Here is a 23,130-nt window from a genome sequence, read left to right as displayed (position 1 = left end):
GTTATGTCTTCCAAAAGTGGTGGTGCTAAAAAGAAACGCAATGAAACCGACAGGCTAATCACGGCGAACCGCAAGGCGCGTTACAATTATACCATTGAGAGCGAGGTTGAAACGGGCCTTGTGCTAACGGGAACGGAGGTGAAAAGCCTTCGGGAGGGTAAGAGTAATTTAGAGCAGGCTTATGCAGGTGAGAAAGAGGGCGAGCTCTTTCTTTATAACGCTTATATTGCCGAATATGAGAAAGGCAATCGGTTTAATCACAGGCCGCGGCGGGCGCGGAAATTGCTGCTTCACAGGCGGGAACTTAATCGTCTGATTATGGCCACCCGCCGTCAGGGAATGACGTTGGCACCGCTTAGGTTATATTTTAATGAGAAGGGGCGGGTAAAGCTGATGCTGGGTCTGGCGCGGGGTAAAAAGATGCAAGACAAGCGCGAGAGAGAAAAAGAACGCAGTTGGCAGCGGGATAAAGCACGGCTTATGCGGGCAAAGAGACTATAGGCCGCTTTCTATTTATTCAGATACTGACGAATAGATGAAAAAACGTCATTGAACATGGCTTCCGTTAGACGGCCCGTGTTGGTGTTATAACGCGAGCAGTGATAACTGTTGAATAGTTTAACGGTTGGGAGCACATCGTGCTGGCCTCCATGAGAAAAAGGAAACCTGCTACGGCGAAGGTTTAAGGCTGAGAGCACACTGTTGTGGGCCACATGACCCAGTACCAGAATCGCGCGCAAATCAGGCAGGCTGAAAATTAGATCGGTCAGGAAAGGGCGGCACCGGTTAATTTCTGCCGCTACTGGCTTGTTGTCGGGAGGTAAACACCGCACGGCATTGGTGATGAGACATTCATCAAGGGTGAGGCCATCGTTAGGGTTCTCTTCGTAAGTGCCGTGGGCAAAGCCATGGGTAAGAAGAGTGTTGTAGAGTAAAATTCCGGCATCATCACCCGTGAAAGGCCGCCCTGTTCGGTTAGCGCCTTTGCGCCCGGGAGCCAACCCCACAATCAACAAATGCGGTATCGGTGCACCGAAAGAAGGTACCGGCCCATTATGCCAGTCAGGATGAGTGCGCCGTAAGTCATGGCGGAGGGATACAAGGCGGGGGCATAGGGCGCAGTTTAGGGGCGGTGCGTGATCCTCTTTAAAGGCGGATTGAGTCATGGCCTGCCTTTTGTGGAGGTAAAGAGAGAAGCCGTCAACCTTCCGGCGTGTGGTATGCCCCGCGCGTGTTATGGTTAGGAGTTGCAGGTTTGTTAAGGACATCCCCCACGTGATAATTATCGCTCTTGGTTCTAATATGTCTGGTGCTTATGGATCGCCGGTAGCCGCCTTGAACAAGGCCCTACGGCTTCTTGAGAGTCACGGTGTGCATCTTGTCCGGTGCTCGCAATGGTATCGCTCCCGGGCACAGGGACTCCCTCAGGCGGATTTTTTCAACGGCGTTGTGGTGGTAACGAGCGCCCTTGCACCGGAGGCGCTATTGTTACGGTTATCTTCTATTGAAAGACAATTTGGATATCGTTCCGTCTCCGGTGGCCCGCGTGTGCTTGATCTTGATTTGGTTGATTACCATCGGCAAATAAAGGGATATGGCCGGTGGGGTCGGTGGGGTATTCCCCGTGAATCTGTGCGGGTTTTGTCATTGCCTCATCCGGAGATGCACCGGCGGGCTTTCGTCTTACAACCCCTTATGGATATCGCGCCAGAGTGGCGGCATCCGGTATCGGGCTTGTCGCCTGAGGATTTACTGGCCGGGCTCTTTCCTCGCTAAATTGATCTAACCGGCTGATTTTAGCTTGTTTTATCATGGTATGGTAAGTAATAGGTTGTTTTTTGGGGATAATCTGTTATAACATTAATAGAAGACCTCTCCCGGACCTCCTGAAGAAATGGCGATAATATGGCACGTATCACCGTAGAAGATTGCGTTAAGAAAGTTCCCAACCGCTTTGAATTGTTGTTGTTTGCCTCTCAACGGGCGCGGGCGATATCATCTGGGTCGGAACTGGCTCTGGACCGTGATCGTGATAAAAACACCGTAGTGGCCCTGCGGGAAATTGCCGAGGGTGTCGTTAAGACGGAAGATTTACGCGAAGATATTATCACCGGTATGCAGGTACATACGGCATCCGATGATGATCCGGAGGACATGACATTGCCATCTCCCTCTGGTGAGAGTGCGGCGGTTGGTGATGACGTGCTGGAATCAGACCGTATGAGCGAAGAAGATCTGCTCCGTGCCTTGCAAGACCTTGCACAATCATCAGCGGATGATGACAAGAAGGCGGCGCAGGCGATCATGAAGCCGGCCTCCGTTCCTGATGTGAAGGCGGATGTGGACGCAGACCGGAACTCTGCCGCCTGACTTTGGGGATGCTCCATGGGAATGCCATAAAGCCCGGGTCCGCTTGAAAGGGTAAGCAGCGATGTTGCGTCAGTATGAGTTGGTGGATCAGGTGCTGAACTATGATCCCAACGCTGACGAAGACCTGCTTAATCGAGCTTACATATATACAACTAAAATGCACGGTGGCCAGAAGCGGGCTTCGGGCGATCCTTACTATTCTCATCCGATTGAGGTCGCCGGTATCTTAACGGGTTTACGGTTAGATACGGCAACTATTATAACGGCTCTGCTCCACGATACGATTGAGGATACGGATGCCACCTATGATGACATTCGTGACATGTTTGGGGCCGAAGTCGCCGGGTTAGTAGATGGCGTAACTAAACTTGGCCAGTTTGATTTAACATCTGAAGAAACACAGCAAGCGGAAAACTTTCGCAGGCTTCTCATTGCTACCTCCAGTGATATACGGGTTTTGTTGGTTAAACTGGCTGACCGGTTGCACAATATGCGGACACTTCACTTTATTAAGTTGCCGGAAAAACGTCGCCGTATTGCTCAGGAGACTATGGATATTTTTGCGCCCCTTGCGGGTCGTATGGGTATGCAGGAGTTCCGGGAGGAGTTGGAGGATATAGCTTACAAAGAACTTAATCCTGAAGCATACAAAACAGTTTTAGAACGTTTAGAGAGGACGCTGGCCGGAAGTGATAAAATCATTCAGGATATTGAGGAAGGTTTACGGGTTAGGTTTGCAGAGCATAAGCTGGAAGCTGAGGTGACTAGCCGCGGCAAGCGGGCCTATTCGGTGTGGCGCAAGATGGAACGCAAATCCATTTCCATGGAGCAATTATCAGACATCATCGGGTTTAGGATTGTGGTCCCGGAGATTGAAGATTGTTACCGTGCCCTTGGTATTGCGCATACCACATGGAAAATGGTGCCCGGACGCTATAAGGATTATATCTCTACACCGCGGGCTAATGGCTATCAGTCTCTCCACACCACAGTGGTGGGGCCGGAAAACAAGCGGGTAGAGTTGCAGATCAGAACCCGAAAGATGCACGAGGTTGCCGAATATGGCATTGCGGCTCACTGGTTTTATAAAGAAAAAACAGAGACAAAAAACGGAGAGGTTAAATCTCCCCTGCCCACCGGTAGCAGTGATGCGTTTAACTGGCTTCGCCAGTTGGTAACGATGCTGGAGCAGGGAGAGAGCGCTGAAGAGTTTCTGGAGCACACCAAACTGGAATTATTTAATGATCAGGTGTTTTGTTTTACTCCCAATGGTCGCCTGATTGCCTTGCCGAGCGGGGCGACTTCGTTGGATTTCGCATATGCTGTCCATACCGACATAGGAAGCAGTTGCACAATGTGCCGCATTAACGGACGTCACATGCCGTTGCGCACCCAATTGGCGAACGGTGACGAGGTTGAAATCATCTGTTCCGAAGACCAGACCCCTCTACCGGCATGGGAGAAAATGGTTGTGACGGGTAAGGCACGTGCGGCTATTCGCCGCGCCGTGCGGCAAAGGCGCAAAGAAGAATATGTGCGTCTTGGTAGGCGGATAGTGGAAAGCACCTTTGAGCAGGCAAATCTTACTCTTGATGATGAGATTCTGGAAAGGACCCTTGTACCGTTGCAGCGTTCTTCCGTTGAGCACCTCTTGATGGGGATTGGGTATGGTGAGGTAACAGGGGAGAAGGTTTTAGATATTGCATATCCAGAAGAAGAGCGGGAGGCGCGGCGTCCAAGAAGATTGTGGCGCAGGAGAAAACCTACCCGCCGCAACAGACAGCCTGTCTTGATTAACGGTATTGAGCCGGGGTTGGCGGTGCATTTTGCGGAAGGTAGTTTTTTGGTTCCGGGTGATAAGATTGTGGGTATTGTGACGCCGGGTCGCGGCTTGACGGTTTATCCGGTTGATTCGAGTGATTTGCGGGTTTTTGATGGTGATCCGGAACGCTGGATTGATATTTCCTGGAATATGTTCCGTTCCGATGATGTACTTTTTACGGCCCGGCTTGATTTGGTGATCGCTAATGAAGTGGGGGTTTTGGGGGCCATTTCTACTCTTATTGCCGATTATGGGGGCAACATTTCCAATCTGGCGTTAACCCGGCGGGATAATGATTTTTACGGCATGGTGATAGATATTGACGTTAAAGATGTAGGGCATTTGAATCGGATCATGTCGGCCCTTAAAGGATTATCCAAAGTCAACACCGTGCGCCGGGTGCAGGACTGATATTGTCTGTTGTTGAAGTAAGTTTGATGGACCATAAACAGGTATTAAAAATATTTAAGGATGCCGGCGCACTTCTGGAAGGTCATTTTATACTCTCGTCAGGCTTGCATAGCGGTATGTATCTTCAATGCGCCAGAGTTATGATGGACGCTAGGCGCGGTGCGCGTTTGTGCCGGTCGTTAGCGCAGAAAGTTCGTGAACAAATTAAAAGGCCCATTGAATATGTTATCTCTCCGGCCATGGGTGGCATTATCGTGGGCCATGAGATGGGCCGTCAGTTGGGAGTTCCGGCTTTATTTCTGGAGCGTGTTGAGGGTGTTTTCACTTTGCGTCGTGGTTTTGACATACCGCCAAAGGCGCACTGTTTGATGGTGGAAGATATCGTAACGTCCGGTCTTTCGTCGCGGGAAGCCATAGAAAGTGTGCGAGCTCATGGGGGGCGGGTTGTAGGGGAGGCCTGTTTGGTTGACCGTTCCGGGGGTAAGGCGCGTGTTGGCACAAAGTTAATTTCTCTAATGAAGTTGACAATTCCTACGTATGAACCGGATAATTTGCCTGATGAGTTGCGTAACATACCGGCTGAAAAACCCGGTAGCCGTAATTTACAATCCAGGAAGGGCGGTACGTCGCCCCGCCGGAAAAGAGCATAATACTGATGTTGTTTCGTAGACGCAAAAAGCTGGAATTAAAAACGCAATTGCTCACCTTGCTATGGCCACAGGGAGGATGGAAGCGCGTAGCACTTTATAGTTGGCATAGAATACGCCGCCTGAGAGTCTCTCCTCATGCGATTTCTCTGGGGGTAGCGTGTGGGGTTTTTGTTTCTTTTACGCCCTTTTTGGGGTTTCATTTTGTTTTGGCCGGTGCGTGTGCGTGGCTTTTGGGCGGTAACATTATAGCATCTCTGATTGGCACTATTGCGGGCAATCCCATAACCTTTCCTCTGATTTGGGTGGCGTCCTATAAGGTGGGGACTTTACTTCTGGGGCAGGCTATGCTTCCGGGGTTCATTGATCCTGCCGGACCTGAGATAAATTGGGATGCCATATCAGGTAGTGTCACACCTGTCCTGAAAGCGATGCTCGCCGGAGGTACGTTATTGGGTCTGGTAGTAGGCGTTATTAGTTATGGGCTGTGCCGATGGGCGTTGGAGGTGCATCGGGCGCGGTCTTTGCGTAAGAGTACGCCGACAGGGATGCCGGACCGGTCATGACGGCAGATGTAACGTTTTCTCCTGTTCGTTTAGGGGTCAACATTGATCATGTGGCTACAATTCGCAATGCCCGTGGCGGTGGCCATCCTGACCCATTGCGTGCGGCTCATGCGGCAATAAGGGCGGGGGCCGATGGCATTACGGCGCATTTAAGGGAAGATAGGCGGCATATTTCAGATAATGATATTGAACGTTTGAAGAATGAAATAAGCTTGCCACTGAATCTTGAGATGGCTGCAACAGAAGAGATGTTGGCGATTGCCTTGCGGCACAGGCCGGAGGCTTGTTGTCTGGTGCCGGAGAAACGGGAGGAGTTGACAACCGAAGGTGGCCTTGATGTTGCGGGTGGGCACAATCACCTCAAGCCTTATATTGTGGCCTTGAAGGAGGCGGGCATTCAGGTTTCTTTGTTTATTGATCCTGATGATGGTCAGGTTGCGGCTTCATGGTTGGCGGAGGCGTCGGTTGTAGAATTGCACACGGGCTCTTATTGTGAAGCTGTGTTGCGGGGCTCACAAGAGGATGCGGAGAGAGAATATCAACGCTTGCGTCATACGGCGAACTTGGCGGCACATTCCGGTTTGACGGTTCATGCGGGTCATGGTCTTGATTATGAAACGGCGGTAGCGGTGGCGGCCATACCCGTTGTGCAGGAGTTAAATATTGGTCATTTTTTGGTCGGAGAAGCTCTGTTTGAGGGCCTTGAGGGAGTCATCAAACGTATGCGCTCGGCAGTAGAAAAAGCACGTAAGACGTGTGGGGAAGAATTGAAAACCTCATGATTATTGGAATCGGCAGTGATTTAATAGACCCGCAACGAATTGAAAACACGCTGGAGCGGTTTGGCGAGCGGTTTATTCGGCGGGTATTTACACAAGCTGAGCGGGAGAAGTCGGAGCGGCGCTACAATCGCACCGCATCATATGCCAAACGGTTTGCAGCCAAAGAAGCGTGCTCTAAGGCGTTGGGAACGGGGCTACGGCAGGGCGTTTTTTGGTCCGATATGAGCGTGGTTAATTTAAAATCCGGCAAGCCGTCTATGCATCTTGAAGGAGGCGCACGTCGCTGTCTGAAGTCTATAACGCCGCCGGGAATGATGGCTCAGATTGATCTGACAATTACCGATGAAAAAATGTTAGCACAGGCTCTGGTCATTATATCTGCTGTTCCTGTATCATCCCCCCCAAGATGAGGAAGCGCGTTAATCCGTAATCTATCTTACGTTTGTTTGTGCTTTACGCGGATATTATTTGCAGAGATTGGAATTATTAATGGAGACACAACCCTATCGTCGCCGGAAGTCACAAAGTGGTTTTCGGAGCACTATTTCGACCATATTATATGCGGTGCTTGTGGCTCTTGTGGTGCGGATATTTCTGTATCAGCCTTTTAATATCCCGTCGAGCTCTATGGTTCCGAACCTTCTGGTGGGGGATTATCTTTTTGTCTCCAAATTCGCGTATGGTTATTCGCGCTTTTCTTTTCCCCTTAGTATCCCCTTTTTTGAGGGTCGAATATTTCCCGGTGAGTTAAAGCGGGGGGATATTGTAGTCTTTAGGTTACCGTCGAATAATCGACTTGATTACATAAAGCGCGTTGTCGGCTTGCCGGGAGATAAAATACAGGTCATGCAGGGTGTTGTTTACATCGACGGCGGGGAGGTGTTGAGAGTACCGGTGGAAAATTATTACGTGCGAAGCAGGGATGGGCGCTCTCGTGTCTTTCGGCAATATCAGGAGACTTTACCCGGCGATGATAGTGGGCCCGGGGAGGGCGTTAGCTACAGGGTATTAGATATCACTCCCAATGGTTCTCATGACAACACAGATGTTTTTACTGTGCCGGATGGGCATTTTTTCGTTATGGGGGACAATCGGGATAATTCAAGCGATAGCCGGGTATTGGATCATGTCGGGTATGTGCCTTATGAAAACCTTGTCGGCCGGGCATCGTTTATTTTCTTGTCCCATGACGGTACGTCATCCTGGTGGCAGTTCTGGAAATGGCCGTCGGCCGTTCGGTGGGCACGTCTGTTTAATACAATAAACTAGGAGTGTAGAGCGATGGCATCGCCTGGCGTTGCGGCCTTGCAGGAGGCTCTGGGATACAGCTTTCTCACGCCGGACTTGTTGTGCAATGCACTGACTCATTCCAGCGCGTGTATGAATAAGCCGTCGCTTACCTCTAACGAACGGCTTGAGTTTATGGGAGACCGTGTTCTCGGGCTCGTGGTAGCCCACCGGCTTTATGAATTGTACCCCGATGATTCAGAGGGGTCATTGGCCTATCGTTATAATGCGTTGGTGAATCGGCTTAGTTGTGCGCAAGTCGCGCGGGCGCTGTCGCTGGGGGATTTTATTATTATGAGCGAGGCAGAGCGGCGGATGGGAGGCGCGGACAAGGAGGCCATTTTGGCGGATGCTTGTGAGGCTCTTATCGCAGCCGTTTATCTGGATGGTGGTTTTTCTGCTGCCCGTGAGTTAGTAGATCGTTTGTGGATACCTTTGTATGAAACGCTGGGCGATGTGAAGCGTGACCCGAAAAGCAGACTTCAGGAGCAGGCTCAAAAGCGGGGTTTGGCGTTACCGGTTTATAAAATTGCCGAGCGTACGGGGCCGGATCATGCCCCGCATTTTGTGATAGTGGTGACGGTTACCGGTATAGGAGAGGCCAGAGGGAGTGGAGGGTCAAGGCGGGTGGCGGAACAAACGGCAGCGCAGGCTTTGCTTGATGACATTGCGACGTAAGGTCATGACTGAGAATTATGACGGAGAACTATGACTGAGGCTGAGGCAGCAACACGATGTGGTTTTGTAGCTCTTATCGGTGCACCTAATACGGGCAAATCAACGCTTCTAAACCGCCTTGTTAATGCCCGTGTTTCTCTTGTGAGTCGCAAGGCGCAGGCGACTCGTGCGGTTGTACGGGGGATTATCGTAACAGGTGCTACGCAAATTGTTTTTGTAGATACACCGGGCATTTTTACACCCGGGACGCGTCAGTTAGATAAGGCGATGGTGCGGACGGCGTGGCGGGAGATGGGTAAGGCTGATAGCGTTGTTGTGCTGGTTGATGCTCATCGCCCGAAAGCGGCGGATAGTTTGCGCATTATTGAGGGGCTTGCCGGGCATGGTGATAAGGTTTTTCTGGCCATTAACAAGATTGACGGGGTAGAAAAAAGTCAACTTCTGGCTCAGGCGGAGGCTTATAACAAACATTATGAATTTGGGGAGACTTTCATGATATCTGCCCGTTTTGGCGATGGGGTAGCGGCTCTTGAGGCTTCCGTAGCGGCGGGGATGCCGGAGGGCCCCTGGCTTTATCCGCCGGATAGCCTGACCGACCAAAGGCCGCAGATGCGGGCTGCCGAGATAACCCGTGAGCAATTATATCACATGGTTCATCATGAACTGCCTTATGAAGCGACGGTTGAAACGAGCGGTTGGGAGGAGAAGCCTGACGGTAGTTTAAAAGTGACACAAATTATTTATGTGAGGCGTGACAGTCAGAAGGGGATTATTGTGGGGCAGAAGGGGGTAATGATTCGGCGTATCGGTGAGGCGGCCCGCCGCGTGATGGAGGATTATTTTGAGCGGCGTGTTCATTTGTTGACAACAGTGAAGATGCGTCGGGATTGGGATAAAAGACCCGATTATTATCGTGATATGGGGTTAGGATGATAGATGGACTGGACAGATGATGGCATTGTGCTCTCTGCGCGGCGGTTTGGCGAAAGCGCACTGATTGTTGAGATATTAACCCGAAAATATGGCCGGACATTGGGGCTTCTACGCCGTGGTGGAGCCGGACGCACGGGTGCCGTGGCTCAGGCCGGTGCTCAGGCGGGCAATAAAGTGCAGGCGGTCTGGCGGGGCCGTCTTGACGAACATTTAGGGCAGTGGACTCTTGAGTTGCAAAAAGCCTACGCCGTAGAGCTGATGGATGATCCGTTGGCTCTGGCGGGGCTAACGGCAGCGTGTGCCTCATGCCGCGCTCTGCCGGAGAGGGAAGTCCACGAAAAACTCTATGAGGGGTTGGGCGTGCTGTGCACCCTTATGAATGATTCTGACTTCAAACATCTCTGGCCTGTGGGGTTTATTCATTGGGAGTTGGGATTGTTGAAGGAGTTAGGTTTTGGCCTTGATTTATCCCGTTGTGCTGCCAGCGGCAGGCAGGATGATTTGATTTATGTATCTCCCCGCAGCGGACGGGCCGTAAGCCGGAAGGCGGGGGCTCCCTATGCGGAGCGCTTGTTACCGTTACCGTCATTTTTATTACAGGCAGAAGACATAAGTTCTTCCCTTGCATCTCTTGAGGCATCCCCCCCTGATATGGTTGATGTGCTGGCGGGCTTGCAGCTGACGGGATATTTTCTGGAGGCTCATGTCTTTGCGCATGATGACCTGCCTGCCAGCCGGGGACGTCTTATAAGCGCTCTTGAGCGTCGCAGTAAAGTGATTGACCGCTATATTTAGCGGGTTAAAATAGACTATGCCCGATATGTTGTCTCTTGCAACCGGTGGTGAAGAGGATGTGCTTTTTAGGGAGGCTCTGGAAGAGCGTTACCTGACGTACGCTTTATCTACCATTATGCACCGCTCACTACCCGATGTGCGCGACGGGCTTAAACCTGTCCATAGACGTCTTGTATATGCCATGAGTCAATTGCGTCTTAATTCTAATTCGGGGTTTAAAAAATCTGCGCGTATTGTCGGCGATGTTATCGGCCGTTACCATCCCCATGGTGATCAGGCGGTTTATGATGCGTTGGTGCGTTTGGCGCAGGATTTTGCCGCGCGTTATCCGCTCATAGACGGGCAGGGTAACTTCGGCAATGTTGACGGTGACCGCGCTGCCGCTATGCGCTATACGGAAAGCCGTCTTACCCCGGTGGCCGATGCGCTTCTTGAGGGCATCGACGAAGATGCGGTTGATTTCAGGGAGACGTATGACGGCGAAGACCGGGAGCCGGTAGTTTTACCGGCTAATTTTCCTAATTTGCTGGCTAATGGTGCATCAGGCATTGCCGTGGGCATGGCGACGAGTATTCCACCCCATAATGTTTCTGAATTATGTGCAGGCGCTTTGCATCTCATCAAACATCCCGCAGCCGGTGTTGCTAAATTAAACGAATTTATTCCTGCGCCGGACTTTCCCACCGGCGGCATTGTTGTAGAAGATCCGGCCTCTATTCTGGACGCCTATAAAACCGGCAGGGGGGGGGTCCGCTTACGGGCCCGGTGGGAACTTGAAAACAGGGGCCGCGAAAAATATCAGATTGTAATTACTGAAATCCCCTGGCAGGTCAACAAGGCGCGTCTTGTTGAAAAACTGGCGGATATTATTCAGGAGCGCAAACTGGTGGCCTTGGCGGATGTGCGTGATGAATCATCCGAGGATGTACGTCTTGTGCTGGAGCCCCGTAGCCGTAGCGTTGATCCCTATGGGCTTATGGAAGCCCTGTTTCGCATGACCGATTTGGAAACCCGCATTCCCATCAATATGAACGTGTTGGTGGAGGGGCAGGTGCCTACCGTTGTTACTTTGAAACAGGCGTTGCAGGCATGGCTGGACCATCGGCGGGAGGTTTTGCTACGGCGTGTGCGGTTTCGTCTTGGGAAGATTGACCACCGCATAGAAGTTCTGGAAGGATATCTGGTTGCGTACCTCAATCTGGACAAAGTGATCCGCATCATTCGGGAGGAAGATAATCCGGCGAAAAAATTAATGGCAGCGTTTAAACTGACGTCTGTTCAGGCGGAAGCCATATTGAATATGCGGTTGCGTTCTTTACGCAAGCTTGAAGAAAAAGAAATTAAGACAGAACATAAGGCGCTGATTGAAGAGCGGCGGGAGTTACGTAAACTACTCAAATCGAAGGACGGCCAATGGAAGCATATCACCGGAGAGGTGCGCCGGTTGCGGGATGAATATGACCCTAAAACGGAACATGGCCGTCGCCGCTCCGAGATGGCGGAAGCTCCTGAAGTTGAAGATATCACCACCCTTGAGCAGGGAGAGGCTGAACCCATAACCATTGTATGTTCTGAAAAAGGGTGGATTCGTGCTCTTAGGGGTCATGTAGAGAGCGATGCCGTGTCCAGATTTAAGGAGGGCGACGAATTAAAGTTTCTCATTCATGGCAGCACACAGGACAATCTTCTTTTGTTTGCGACCAACGGGCGTTTTTATACCCTTGCTGCAGACCGCCTTCCCGGTGGGCGTGGCCATGGAGAACCGGTGCGGTTGATGTTTGACATGGAAGAAGACCATAGCCTTGTTACGTTATTTGTTCACAAACCCGGGCGGGAATTGTTGGTTGCATCGCGTGCAGGTTATGGATTTGTCGTGCCGGAGGATGAAACCTTAAGTCAAAGGCGGGCGGGCAAACAGATTCTGAATTTGGGCAAAGAAGACAGAGCGGCGGCCTGTAGTAAGGCAACCGGTGATCATGCGGCCGTGATTGGTGAAAAGGGCAAAATGTTGATTTTCCCTGCGGATGAATTACCTGTCATGAATCGGGGGCGTGGGGTTAAGTTGCAACGCTACCGGGAGGGTGGTTTGCAGGATGTCTGCATGTTTACCTTCAAAGAGGGTTTGGAGGTTGCGGCCGGTAGCGGGCGGCGGCGTGTTTTTGATGACCTCAAGGATTGGGTAGGAAAGCGCGGTCAGGCCGGGCGGCTACCCCCCAGAGGCTTTCCGCGTGACCGTCGTTTCGGATTAACACTGGATGCCGGATGAACCCCTCAAAAGTTTTTCGATAGAAATTTTGCCGAAATCAGTTGACCGGTGTAGCCGGATTTAATTGACACTCTCTACGGAAAAATCGTGACTATTTTCATAACCCCAAAAACTATAGCGAAGCCGGTAATTGCGCCCGGGTTTTATACGGCGCGGATCAAGAGTCAGTTTATACTGATCATCAAGGCGGTAATTGGGTTGTAGCGTTCCCGTCACGGCATCTTGTGGGCAGTCCAATTCGGACGCTGACTGTACAAACTCATTGTCCGGCGTAAGAACAATCCACCTGAAAATCTTACACGGCGTTGGTACTTCAATCTCAACGGGGCTTGAGGTTTTATTGATCAGATGCACTTCAAGCGGTACGACAATCTCCTGAGTTCCCTCCGCAGAGGCATAAAGGGTTGTAGGGGCCGTTAGGCTTACAATCACACCTTCATCAATAGGCAGAATGCCTCTGTCGGCCAGATAACCGATGCCGCCTACAAGAAGAACTATCAACAATGTATTCCGCACCATGGGGTGCAGACCCTTGAATTTTGGGATGGTGGGTTTTGTCATGGTGATCAGCAGATGACTTACGGAAACATGACTTCCGGAAGCCAGGTAGCGATGGACGGAAAGAAAGACAGCACAATAAGGGCCAGCAGTTGCAGTCCGACAAAAGGAATGGCCCCGCGGTATATTTGTGCGGTTTTTATTTCCGGCGGCGCCACACCGCGCAGATAAAACAGGGCGAATCCGAAGGGGGGCGTTAAAAAGGACGTCTGCAGGTTAATGGCCATCATCACGCCAAGCCATACGGGGTCAATGCCCATGGTGAGCAAAACAGGGGCTACCAGAGGCACGACAACGAAAGTAATCTCGATGAAGTCCAGAAAAAAGCCCAGCAAAAACATAATGACCATGACCGAAATAATGGCCCCCATCGTGCCGCCCGGGATATCGTTTAAGAGAGCGTGGATAGTGTCATCGCCTCCAAGTCCGCGAAAAACGAGACTGAACAGGGCGGCCCCGATCAGAAGGGCGAACACCATAGATGACGTCTCCGCCGTTGACCGGCACACCTCCGCGAGAATACCGGTGCGGTAGGTGATATAGAGACTATAGAGACATCCGGCAGCGATAAAGAGAAGCAAAATCCCGGCGGCAATAATCGCCAGCATGTCCGTAGCCGGTATTTCCTCGCGGCCGATGCGCATGTCCGTTGTTGCTGCCAGTGCAAACAGAAGCATGAGGGATACGCCGGCGAGGAGAACAGGTCTGAGGGCTATTTTGTGGCGGCTGCCCGCTAACAGTAAGGAGCCGATTGCGCCTACACCGGCGGCTTCGGTCGGGGTGGCAATGCCGGTGAGGATGGAGCCGAGCACGGCAATAATCAGAACAACCGGTGCGATCAGAGCCTTAAGGGTTTGCCAGAGAAAAACACGGGTTTGAACATCGGGGTCTGAGGGAATGGAAGGTGAGGAGGCCGGATTGATGATGGCGCGCCATATTTGATAGGCAATGTAAAACCCGACCAGCATGAGACCGGGGAGCAGAGCGCCGGCAAACAGATCACCTACGGAGATGGCCTCCGGCGAGAAAATACCCTGAGAGAGTTGCGCCTGTTGATAGGCATTAGAGATAACATCGCCCAGCAAAATAAGCACGATAGAGGGCGGAATGATTTGTCCTAATGTGCCGGATGCCGCAATGACACCGGAAGCAAGGGCAGGGTCATATCCCCGTTTCAACATCACCGGCAAAGACAATAGCCCCATGGTAACAACGGTAGCGCCCACGATGCCGGTGGAGGCCGCCAACAGTGCGCCGACAAGAAAGACCGATATGCCAAGGCCGCCTCTGAGGGTACCAAAGAGTTTTCCCATGGAGTCCAGCAGGTTTTCCGCTACCTGGGAACGTTCCAGCATGACGCCCATGAAGATAAATAAAGGCACGGCGAGCAGCACTTCATTGGTCATCGTGCCGAAGATTCTTTGCGGAAAGGCGCGCAGGAATGAGAGGTCAAAGACGCCGAATTCCCACGCCAGAAAAGCAAACACCAGTGCCACACCGGCCAGAGAAAAGGCTACGGGATACCCCAGAAGCAAAAGACAACATGTTGCTATGACCATGATCAGGTCAAGATTGGCGATAAGAAAATCCATCGACGTTTGCTCTTTTTACTCTTGTACCCTCTGTTCGTTGCGCACGAGTCTTCTGCCGAGTGATTGCGCTATAATGGCCGTAGCGCGGCAGACGGTAGAGAGCACTTGCACCAGAAGCAAACCGGCAAACGCCGGAATGAGGGATTTCAGAAGAAAGACACCCTGAATGCCGCTGACTTCCCGTGATCCCTCCAGAATACGCCAGGACTCACTCACATAAGGTGCGGAGAAATACAGAATAACGACGCAAAAGGGCAGGAGAAAAAACACGGAGCCGAGCAAATCAATGACCGTTTGATATCGTCTGGTCTTGTTGCGGTAAATGATATCAATACGCACATGCCTCCCCATGGCCATGGCAAACCCTACAGTCAGCATAAACAGGACACTATGCATATAGATGAGGGATTCTTGCACGGCGATAGAACCGACCCCATACACATAGCGCATGATGACCACGGCAAATTGAATGAGCACCATGAAGACGGCAACCCAGGCAACAGTCTGGCCGAGACGTATGTTGAAATGATCGGCCAGTCTGGAAATCCTGAGCAGAAGTTCAGTCATTGATGGCGTCTCGTGATATTACATGACATTAAATGTCACGATGACTGAAGAAGGCTGCGTCAGAGTGTCTGAGGTAATGATCTGTCTTCTTAAGGCTGGCCATATAGCTATCATGGACTTTTTTGGCCATAGGGTCTTTGTTGGCAACCTCGCTGATTATGTCACGGGAGACTGTGCGTATGGCGCCTAACACATCGTCGGGATATTGTTTCAACTGAACACCGTGTTTGTTGACAAGAGTCTCCAGGGCAACCGCATTGTTATAGAGAATCTCCGACATCATATAGTCGGTGTCGGCGTTGCAGACGGATTTAATAATTCCCTGCTGTGCTGACGTTAAACTATCCCATACGTCTTTGTTCAGGACCGTACAAATACTGCCGTTGGATTCCTGCCAGCCCGGCCAGTAGTAATGTTTGGCGATTTTATAAAAGCCAAACGCCAGATCATTCCATGGCCCGGACCATTCGGCAGCATCAATAGCGCCGCTTTGCAGAGCCGCAAACAATTCCCCCCCGGGCAGGGTAACCGCCGTCGCCCCGATGCGGCGCAACACTTCACCCCCCAGACCCGGCATCCGCATTTTGAGACCCTTCATGTCTTCCGTGCTGTTGATTTCCCGGTTAAACCATCCCCCCCATTGAGTGCCGGTATCACCGCACAGGAACGGCTTGAGGTTAAAACCGGCAGCCAGCTCATCCCATAATTCTTGTCCGCCCCCGCTATGAACCCAGGCATGGGCTTCAAAGGGTGTCATGCCGAAAGGTACGGTGGTAAAGAAAGCATAGGCTGCTGATTTACCCTGCCAGTAATACTCCGCCCCGTGATACATGTCGGCGCTACCGTTTGAGACGGCATCAAAAGATTCAAATGCGCCGACCAGTTCGCCTGCGCTATAAACTTTTACCTCCAGCTGCCCTTCCGTTAGTGTGGTGATGTTTTTGGCGACGCGCTCGGCACCTGTCCCGAGACCGGGAAAGTTTTTGGGCCATGTTGTGACCATGCTCAGGCTTCTCTTGCCCTGGGCGATGGCGGGAGCCCCCAGCACCGGAGCGGCCAGAGCGCCCGCCGTGATACCTGTTAGGACGTCTCTGCGTTTTAGCGTCTTTTTTGATACTTCCGGCGTTGATGCTTCCGGTTTTGTGGTTTTTTTGGGGAGTTTTTTCATCACGTATTCCCTGCCTATGATTTCCTGACGTATGATTTTGTTTTAAAAAGTGGCCGTTTTCGCGGGAATTAACAGCCTTCCTGCCTGCGTCAGCAGACACTATTTTATGCGGAAGGTCAAGTTTTGCTCGGGAGGCCGCAGGTGAACCGGAAGGTGAACCAGGAGGTGGGAGCAGGAGTAATGGCGCTTAGACCAGCCCGTAATACCATGGCGCAAACAGGCTGTAGACGACCCATAAGATAAGCAATAGGGGCAGACCGAGTTTGATGTAATCGCGAAACTGGTAATGGCCGGGTGCCATGACCAGCAGATTGGTTTGATAGGCGATGGGAGTGAGGAAGGAGCAGTTGGCCGCCAGAATTACGGTATAGACGAAAACCATGGGGTCAACGCCGAGGTCATGGGCCGTATTAAGGGCGATGGGAACAAACAGAACGGCGGTGGCATTGTTACTGAGCACATTGGTGAGCAAGGCTATGAGCAGAAAAAAGGCCGATAGAATAAGGGGCAGGGGTGCGCCTTCAACAAGAGCCACCGCGCTCGTGGCTAACAGTGTCGCCCCTCCCGTTTCCTGCATGGCACCCGCCATGGCGAGGGAGGCTCCGATAAGCAGATAGATGCGCACGTCAAGAGCGCGGACCGCCTGACGAACGTCAAGAACACCTGCCAGAACCATGGCGGTAGCCCCTGCCACGGCGGCCACGACAATAGGAAGAAGGCCGGTTGAGGCCATCACGATGGTGACACCGAAAATGAGGCGCGCCAGTTTGGCCTTGTTGTTGTCGGGAACCTCTTCCGTTGACCACTCCATCAGTAGCAAATCCCGGCTGTGGCGTAAGCCTTGAATAGCGTCGCGTGTTCCCATCACCAGCAACACGTCACCTGCTTTCAGGCGAATGTCATCCATGGGCAGTCGTAACATCCGGTGACGTCTTTGAATGCCAAGCAGAAAGCATTCGGTCTCATGATAGAAAGAGATTTGCTCGACGGTGCGCTCCGCCATGCGGGAACCGGGGGCTACGACGGTTTCCGTGAGGGACAGTTGATCCTGTTGTGACTCGTCTCCGGCATAGAGGGAGACATTGATCAGGCTTTTGAAAATGCCGTCACGTGATTTCAGGGTTTCTGCGAGAGTTTGCCGTGTTGCGGCGATAAGCAGAATATCGCCCTGCATGAGAGTCTCTCCGTCAAAGGGCGGTAAGATTGTTCGCTCACCACGCCGGATTGAGCGGATGGTGATGTTTTTTAAATCCGGCGTTGTACCGGCGGTGATGACCTCACCGATGAGCCTGTGTCTGGCATTGATATGGATTTGCGCGATATATTGCCGGCCACCGGTATTGCCCTCATCGGAGGAGTCGTTGTCGTCTTCCTGACGGTTGGGCAACAAAAAGGGTGCGGCGCAGAACATGTAAAGACCCCCGGCCCCTGCCAGCACAAGACCGGGCAGCGCGAAGTCAAAGAAACCGATAGGGTCCATACCTGAGGCTTCGGCCGAACCTGCCGCCAGCATGTTGGTTGACGAGCCGATAAGAGTTGTCATGCCGCCAAGGATGCACAGGAAACTCAGGGGCATCATGACCCGGCTTGTGGGTATATCCATACGCCGTGCAAGCGCCGCCAAAATCGGGATGAAAATAATAACCACAGGCGTGTTGTTCAAAAACGCACTGACGAGCATGGCGGTTATGAATAACCCCAGCAGCACAAGGTGCGGATGGCGGACGCCATAACGCGTTAGCATGTTCGTCGCAGCGTTCAGGGCATCTGATTGATAGAGGGCTTGCCCGATAACCAGCAGGGCCAGCACGGACATGAGCGCCGGATGGGCAAATCCCGACAGAATGGAAGTCATGGTCACCACCGGTGTGCCGGTGGCATCAGGCAGGGGGAAAAACTGAAACAGGGCCAGAAGGGCGATAACGGCGCACAGTGAAACCAGCGCCATATCTATACGGTTGAGAACATAACCGGTGATGGCGGCTATGATGACACCGTAAACGCCCCATATTTGCCATGGATAATCAGTGAACATGTCCATGGGCGCATCATATCATGGCGAACACAATGCAATGGTCCCTTTTTTATCTGTCAAATGAGCATCACCGAAATCACGGTGCGCTCCGCAGGTCAACAACGTCCCGGCTCCGGGTATACAAAAACCCTCTACAAGCTTGCTTTCACTTTTTGAACGACGCTGCTGTCAGATACCCAGACACTCCAGAGATATTCATATTTCTCAAGAAAATATAGGGCCGTCTCATACGGCGTTGCCTGATGATCCTCTTTCCAGATTAGAATTGAGTTAATCTCGTCGCTGGTCATGGAAACGCGGGAGATAAACTCAAATGCCTCCGGAGCCCTGTCTGCAAAAGCGGAAGAAACAAGTTTTACAACGACAGACTCCGGATACATGTTCTTTTGCGGGTTCGGGCAATCTATTTTGCTTGCACAGGCCCAGCTGTCAGGATCATGCGGTGCCCCTTTCAGTTCGACCATCTCATATCTGCTAAGCAAAGGGGTCGGAGTCCAGTAATAGGCAAAAATAGGTTGCCGGCGCTCATAGGCCTTGGCGATGGCCCCGGCCAGCCCTTCACCTGACCCCGGGTCAAAAAGGTTGAAACCGGCCTCCTCAAACCCGTAGGCCTTGGCCAGATTTTTGTCGATGATTTGACACGCCCAGCCTGCCGGACAGGTATAAAAGCGGCCTTTGCCGGGGTCTTCTTTATCCGGAAAAAGGTCAGGGCGGGCAAGAACGGCCTCTATGGTTGTGAGTTCGGGGTGCTCATCGACGACATATCGGGGAATCCACCAGGCTTCTATGGAACCCCCGGAATAAACCTGGCCGGCGACTTTAATAACGCCCTGTTCTACGGCTTTCTCTACGATCTCACGCACGGAGTTAATTCCCATTTCAGGAGCAAAATCGGGCTCGGCCTTTTCTGCCATGGACGTCACGGTAGGCACCGTATCGCCCGGTACGAGTTCCGTGTCACAGCCATACCCTTCCGAGAGGATGATGCTTTCTACGTTGGCGAGAATGGATCCTGAATCCCAACTCATCTCGGCTATCGTCACTTTTCCGCAACCGGCCCGGGACTCGGTTTGAGCCATTGCCTGTTGCGTTGAAGGAATAAATGCCACGGCGGCAAGCACCGGAAACACCAGAACCCTTAATCTTCCTAAAATGATGGTAAAAGCTCTCATCAGCTTATCCCTCCTCTTTGGTGGATTTTCCAAGGACTAATTAAGATGATTATATACGATATTAACCGGGAATTTCCGGAATCCTACACACATACCGGCCGGTTTTCACCAATTAAATTTTTCGGACAAAAAAACGGCAGACCGGATGTTGTGGCCTGCCGTTGTTTTGTCAGTTTGGTGTTTGCAATCGTTGCGTCTACCGCTCGTCGGCAGGCAGAAGAAAGTCTCCGATATATTCGTCCTCACGGCCCGCGCACTCTGCAAAGACGCAGGAGCCTAAGTCACCGATTGCATAAGCCGGCGAGATAAAGACCAGTTCTTCAAGTAATTCATTAGCGTCCGAACGGTCAATTTCATATTCGCACCATAAGAAACCGCCCGGTTCACATTCAAACACATCACCGGCCTGAGCAGGGCTGCCAAAAGCAAAAGCCATCAACGTTGCGAAGGCAAAGGTTGTTAAAGTCTTCATAGTCTGTCTCCTTTTAATACCCCTTACGGGGAGTTTCGTTATACTCAACAGCAGCCTGCGGCTGAGCTTTGATCCGGAAGACAGGTCGGCCTCCGGCCGCGCTGTCTTCTTTTGTTAATACCCGACTCTTAAAGTCCTGATGCCAAAGATTCGGTTGTCCATTGATTGTCACTATACCAAATACCCGTATGAGAGCACTTCACATAAACTCACAATGATGTTATCCGGCTTAAACCATGTTTTTCCTATGTTTTTGCAGAAATTACGGGTCTTCCGGCGTGGCGTTGATAGGTTCGGGAAAGACCGGTTCAACAGGTCTCCCTCTGTAAGGGAGGTGTCACTATTAAAAAAGGGCTTCATCGGCTCCCTGTATCGGCATCTGGGTATATAATAATGAGTCAACCATACGAACTCCCGTATTCAGTTCTGGGTATAAAAAATGACTCAGCCACAAGATGATAAAACCCGTCGCCTGTTCAGAGATGCTCTGGGCCGGTTTACGACAGGCGTTGCGGTTGTCTCCTCTGCGCCTGCGGGGTTTGAGCCGTTGGGGCTTACCGTTAATTCTTTTTCGTCGGTTTCTCTTGAACCGCCTCTTGTGTTGTGGTGTGTGGACAAACAGTCAGACACGCTGCCGGCCTTTACCGTGGCCACACATTTTGCGGTGAACATATTGAAAAGCCATCATGAACATTTGTCCGTGAAATTATCGCGGATAGGCAATCACGGGCTTGAGGGACTTAATTTCACCAACGGCAAACATGGCTCGCCGGTTCTTGAGGATGCGTTTGCCTGGTTTGACTGCAAGGTTCACGCCCGCGACGAGGCCGGAGATCATATTATTATCATCGGCCATGTGCTTGATTTTGGCATGAGCGCGGGCGGCGTACCGCTTGTCTATCATGCCGGTGATTATCAGGAGCTTGCCCCGTAGGATTCCAGAACACGAACGGTCAGTCCATCCTTCTCCAGAATGGAGATAATCTCCTGAGCATGTTCCACACCGCGCGTTTCTATCATCATATCCAGCATTGATTGCCGCGCCGGAATATCAAGAAACAGACGGCGGTGCGAGACTTCCACGATGTTACCCCGCCCATTGCCGATAAGTCCGGCAACACGTCCCAGTTCGCCCGGACGGTCTGAAATCTCGATGCGGAGCGATATAATCTGCTTCTCCCGTCCCAGACTCCGGAAGATAACCGACGCCAGAATACGCGTGTCCATATTGCCGCCACACAACACGAGCCCCGTTTTCTTGCCGTCAAATAAATCCGGCCTGCTGAGCATGGCGGCCAGCCCCGCCGCACCGGCACCTTCCGCCAGTGTCTTGTGCTCATTGAGAAACAGATAAATGGCGCGCTCCAGCGTTTCTTCATCGACCACCACAATCTCCGCCACATGAGCGCGGACGGCCTCGACGGTGCGCGGCGTGACATTTTTAACGGCGATGCCTTCCGCGAGGGTTTGTCCGCCGCAAACGGCGGCTTCTCCCTTAAGAGCGCCGGACATGGACGGATAAAGCGCCGCCTCCACACCAATGATCGTAATGTCCGGCTTGATTGCTTTGGCCGCAATACTCACGCCGGAAATCAGGCCGCCCCCGCCGATAGGCACGACGATAATATCAAGGTCGGGGTTATCCTCCAGCATTTCCAGCGCGAGAGTGCCTTGTCCGGCGATAATGGCGTCATCATCATAAGGCGGCACCAGTGTCAGACCCTGTTCACCGGCAATCTTCTCCGCCCTGACCTGGGACTCGGCGAGGGTTTCGCCGTCCAGAACAATCTGCGCGCCAAAAGCCTCCGTCTCTTTAATTTTCACGATAGGCGTCGTCTCCGGCATGACGATAAGGGCAGGGATGTTCAGCCGTTGGGCATGAAGGGCCACCGCCTGCGCATGATTGCCCGCCGACATGGCAATAACCCCGCGCTTGCGTTCCTCTTCAGATAAAGAGAGCAACTTAACCAGCGCGCCACGCGCCTTGAAGGAATGGGTCAGCTGCATGTTTTCATGCTTGACCCAGATCCCGGTGCCAAGACGGCGCGAGAGGGCATCGCCATAAACAAGAGGCGTGCGGATAACGGACCCCTCTATGAGGCGGGCGGCCTGTTTTATATCATCCGGAGTAACGGGCATGGTGAAACCTCCCCTGAGCGCTGATTAAGTGCCGTTTGCGGCAGGGTGTGTAGCGCCATATGCAGCGCCATATAAAGTGCCGTATCCTGTAGCGAATAATAAAGTATCTGTAGTGTTTAGGTGAAATTCGCTCATGTTTTTTTCAATCAGTTCTGGAGAGAGGGTGTGGTTCTTCTGGAAAATAAGCGCCAGTTGCGGCAGGGTGTGCAGCGCCATATAAAGTGCCGTATCCTGTAGCGGATAATAAAGTATCTGTCGTGTTTAGGTGAAATTCGCTCATGTTTTTTTCAATCAGTTCCGGAGAGAGAGTGTGGTTCTTCTGGAAAATAAGCACCGTTTGCGGCAGGGTTTAAAGTACCGTATCCTGTAGCGGATAATAAAATATCTGTCGTGTTTAGGTGAAATTCGCTCATGTTTTTTCAATCGGTTTTTGAAGGTGTGGCTCTTCTTGAAAAAGGAGGTCCCATTGTCGCCATCCTGCTGTGCCTGTCGGTGTTATCGCTGGCCATTATCGTCTTGAAACTCTATCAGTTTTGGCGCTCGCCTTTGGGCGGTAATCCTATCATACATCAGGGGCTCTCTCTTGTAGAGAAGAACGGCAATGAGCATGGCATGCGCTTTTTTGGCAGCCATCCGGCACCCGTTGCGCAGGTTTTGGCCTCGGGCTTGCGGGCCAGACACGCCGGCGGACAGGATGAAGATGTCATGGAGGAAATGAGCCGCACCGGACAAAATGAACTGGATGCCTTGCAGGGCTATTTCCGCTGGCTTGAGGTAATCGGCAACGTAGCACCTTTGTTGGGTCTGCTCGGCACGGTAATCGGCATGATACGTGCATTTCAACAATTGGAGGCGGCGGGCAGCCGGGTT

General features: G+C 52.0%; 25 protein-coding genes. 15 read left to right on the top strand and 10 right to left on the bottom strand.

The window, feature by feature from the left end; all coding sequences use genetic code 11:
- Positions 1 to 3 precede the first annotated feature (3 nt).
- On the top strand, positions 4 to 501 hold the full coding sequence (smpB, locus tag V6Z81_05990) for an SsrA-binding protein SmpB (protein ID MEG9862037.1): 498 nt from the start codon (positions 4 to 6) through the stop codon (positions 499 to 501).
- 8 nt (positions 502 to 509) lie between these two features.
- Here smpB and V6Z81_05985 read toward each other — a convergent pair whose 3' ends face one another.
- A complete protein-coding gene (locus tag V6Z81_05985) occupies positions 510 to 1,166 on the bottom strand; it encodes a uracil-DNA glycosylase (protein MEG9862036.1) in 657 nt (218 codons plus the stop codon).
- 109 nt (positions 1,167 to 1,275) lie between these two features.
- Here V6Z81_05985 and folK point away from each other — a divergent pair, with 109 nt between their 5' ends.
- From folK to parC, 12 genes are all read left to right on the top strand, one after another.
- Positions 1,276 to 1,776: a 2-amino-4-hydroxy-6-hydroxymethyldihydropteridine diphosphokinase gene (folK, locus tag V6Z81_05980; GenBank protein MEG9862035.1), complete on the top strand. Its 501-nt coding sequence runs from the start codon at positions 1,276 to 1,278 to the stop codon at positions 1,774 to 1,776.
- A 129-nt stretch (positions 1,777 to 1,905) separates the two neighbouring features.
- Positions 1,906 to 2,370, top strand: a complete 465-nt coding sequence (gene rpoZ / locus V6Z81_05975; GenBank protein ID MEG9862034.1) for a DNA-directed RNA polymerase subunit omega — start codon at positions 1,906 to 1,908, stop codon at positions 2,368 to 2,370.
- A gap of 61 nt (positions 2,371 to 2,431) precedes the next feature.
- Complete coding sequence (locus V6Z81_05970; GenBank protein ID MEG9862033.1) at positions 2,432 to 4,603, top strand: bifunctional (p)ppGpp synthetase/guanosine-3',5'-bis(diphosphate) 3'-pyrophosphohydrolase; 2,172 nt, start codon at positions 2,432 to 2,434, stop codon at positions 4,601 to 4,603.
- A gap of 2 nt (positions 4,604 to 4,605) precedes the next feature.
- Positions 4,606 to 5,253, top strand: coding sequence for an orotate phosphoribosyltransferase (pyrE, locus tag V6Z81_05965; protein ID MEG9862032.1), 648 nt, complete (start codon positions 4,606 to 4,608; stop codon positions 5,251 to 5,253).
- Positions 5,254 to 5,258: 5 nt separating this feature from the next.
- Positions 5,259 to 5,816: a DUF2062 domain-containing protein gene (locus tag V6Z81_05960; protein ID MEG9862031.1), complete on the top strand. Its 558-nt coding sequence runs from the start codon at positions 5,259 to 5,261 to the stop codon at positions 5,814 to 5,816.
- Positions 5,813 to 6,598, top strand: coding sequence for a pyridoxine 5'-phosphate synthase (locus tag V6Z81_05955; protein MEG9862030.1), 786 nt, complete (start codon positions 5,813 to 5,815; stop codon positions 6,596 to 6,598). Before V6Z81_05960 ends, V6Z81_05955 begins: the two co-directional genes overlap by 4 nt.
- Positions 6,595 to 7,008, top strand: coding sequence for a holo-ACP synthase (gene acpS, locus V6Z81_05950; protein MEG9862029.1), 414 nt, complete (start codon positions 6,595 to 6,597; stop codon positions 7,006 to 7,008). The genes V6Z81_05955 and acpS overlap by 4 nt, the downstream gene beginning before the upstream one ends.
- Positions 7,009 to 7,087: 79 nt before the next feature.
- Positions 7,088 to 7,867 carry a signal peptidase I gene (gene lepB, locus V6Z81_05945; GenBank protein MEG9862028.1) on the top strand — a complete coding sequence of 260 codons (780 nt, stop codon included), beginning with the start codon at positions 7,088 to 7,090 and terminating at the stop codon, positions 7,865 to 7,867.
- 12 nt (positions 7,868 to 7,879) lie between these two features.
- Positions 7,880 to 8,563, top strand: a complete 684-nt coding sequence (rnc, locus tag V6Z81_05940) for a ribonuclease III (GenBank protein MEG9862027.1) — start codon at positions 7,880 to 7,882, stop codon at positions 8,561 to 8,563.
- 30 nt (positions 8,564 to 8,593) lie between these two features.
- On the top strand, positions 8,594 to 9,496 hold the full coding sequence (gene era, locus V6Z81_05935; protein MEG9862026.1) for a GTPase Era: 903 nt from the start codon (positions 8,594 to 8,596) through the stop codon (positions 9,494 to 9,496).
- A 3-nt stretch (positions 9,497 to 9,499) separates the two neighbouring features.
- The gene (gene recO / locus V6Z81_05930) at positions 9,500 to 10,291 is read left to right on the top strand and encodes a DNA repair protein RecO (protein MEG9862025.1); all 792 of its coding nucleotides are present in this window, start codon (positions 9,500 to 9,502) and stop codon (positions 10,289 to 10,291) included.
- A 16-nt stretch (positions 10,292 to 10,307) separates the two neighbouring features.
- Complete coding sequence (gene parC / locus V6Z81_05925; protein MEG9862024.1) at positions 10,308 to 12,557, top strand: DNA topoisomerase IV subunit A; 2,250 nt, start codon at positions 10,308 to 10,310, stop codon at positions 12,555 to 12,557.
- A 60-nt stretch (positions 12,558 to 12,617) separates the two neighbouring features.
- On the opposite strand, the gene V6Z81_05920 is transcribed toward parC, so the two are convergent.
- The 7 genes from V6Z81_05920 to V6Z81_05890 form a co-directional block, all read right to left on the bottom strand.
- Entirely contained in the window at positions 12,618 to 13,118 is a 501-nt protein-coding gene (locus V6Z81_05920) for a hypothetical protein (GenBank protein ID MEG9862023.1), read from the bottom strand.
- Between the two features lie 17 nt (positions 13,119 to 13,135).
- A complete protein-coding gene (locus V6Z81_05915; GenBank protein MEG9862022.1) occupies positions 13,136 to 14,707 on the bottom strand; it encodes a TRAP transporter large permease subunit in 1,572 nt (523 codons plus the stop codon).
- Positions 14,708 to 14,722: 15 nt separating this feature from the next.
- A complete protein-coding gene (locus V6Z81_05910) occupies positions 14,723 to 15,274 on the bottom strand; it encodes a TRAP transporter small permease subunit (protein ID MEG9862021.1) in 552 nt (183 codons plus the stop codon).
- Positions 15,275 to 15,302: 28 nt separating this feature from the next.
- Positions 15,303 to 16,442, bottom strand: coding sequence for a TRAP transporter substrate-binding protein (locus tag V6Z81_05905; GenBank protein ID MEG9862020.1), 1,140 nt, complete (start codon positions 16,440 to 16,442; stop codon positions 15,303 to 15,305).
- A gap of 187 nt (positions 16,443 to 16,629) precedes the next feature.
- Complete coding sequence (locus V6Z81_05900; protein ID MEG9862019.1) at positions 16,630 to 18,483, bottom strand: SLC13 family permease; 1,854 nt, start codon at positions 18,481 to 18,483, stop codon at positions 16,630 to 16,632.
- Between the two features lie 125 nt (positions 18,484 to 18,608).
- Positions 18,609 to 19,649, bottom strand: coding sequence for an ABC transporter substrate-binding protein (locus V6Z81_05895; protein ID MEG9862018.1), 1,041 nt, complete (start codon positions 19,647 to 19,649; stop codon positions 18,609 to 18,611).
- Between the two features lie 196 nt (positions 19,650 to 19,845).
- Positions 19,846 to 20,121: a hypothetical protein gene (locus V6Z81_05890; protein ID MEG9862017.1), complete on the bottom strand. Its 276-nt coding sequence runs from the start codon at positions 20,119 to 20,121 to the stop codon at positions 19,846 to 19,848.
- Positions 20,122 to 20,560: 439 nt separating this feature from the next.
- Here V6Z81_05890 and V6Z81_05885 point away from each other — a divergent pair, with 439 nt between their 5' ends.
- Positions 20,561 to 21,055, top strand: coding sequence for a flavin reductase family protein (locus V6Z81_05885; GenBank protein ID MEG9862016.1), 495 nt, complete (start codon positions 20,561 to 20,563; stop codon positions 21,053 to 21,055).
- On the opposite strand, the gene V6Z81_05880 is transcribed toward V6Z81_05885, so the two are convergent.
- Together V6Z81_05880 and V6Z81_05875 are read right to left on the bottom strand one after the other, a co-directional pair.
- Positions 21,037 to 22,260 (bottom strand): threonine ammonia-lyase, encoded by a 1,224-nt coding sequence (locus tag V6Z81_05880; protein ID MEG9862015.1) that lies wholly within the window; start codon positions 22,258 to 22,260, stop codon positions 21,037 to 21,039. The two genes, V6Z81_05885 and V6Z81_05880, sit on opposite strands and share 19 nt — an antisense overlap.
- A gap of 24 nt (positions 22,261 to 22,284) precedes the next feature.
- Entirely contained in the window at positions 22,285 to 22,476 is a 192-nt protein-coding gene (locus tag V6Z81_05875; protein ID MEG9862014.1) for a hypothetical protein, read from the bottom strand.
- Positions 22,477 to 22,671: 195 nt separating this feature from the next.
- On the opposite strand from V6Z81_05875, the gene V6Z81_05870 reads away from it, so the two are divergent.
- Positions 22,672 to 23,130: MotA/TolQ/ExbB proton channel family protein (locus tag V6Z81_05870; GenBank protein MEG9862013.1), on the top strand; the 459-nt coding region annotated here is incomplete at its 3' end.

Source organism: Parvularculales bacterium, from assembly GCA_036881865.1.
Classification (GTDB): domain Bacteria; phylum Pseudomonadota; class Alphaproteobacteria; order JAPOUT01; family JBAJNM01; genus JBAJNM01.
The sequence above is the reverse complement of the archived record's forward strand: the minus strand, read 5'-3'. Positions and strand labels throughout refer to the sequence as shown.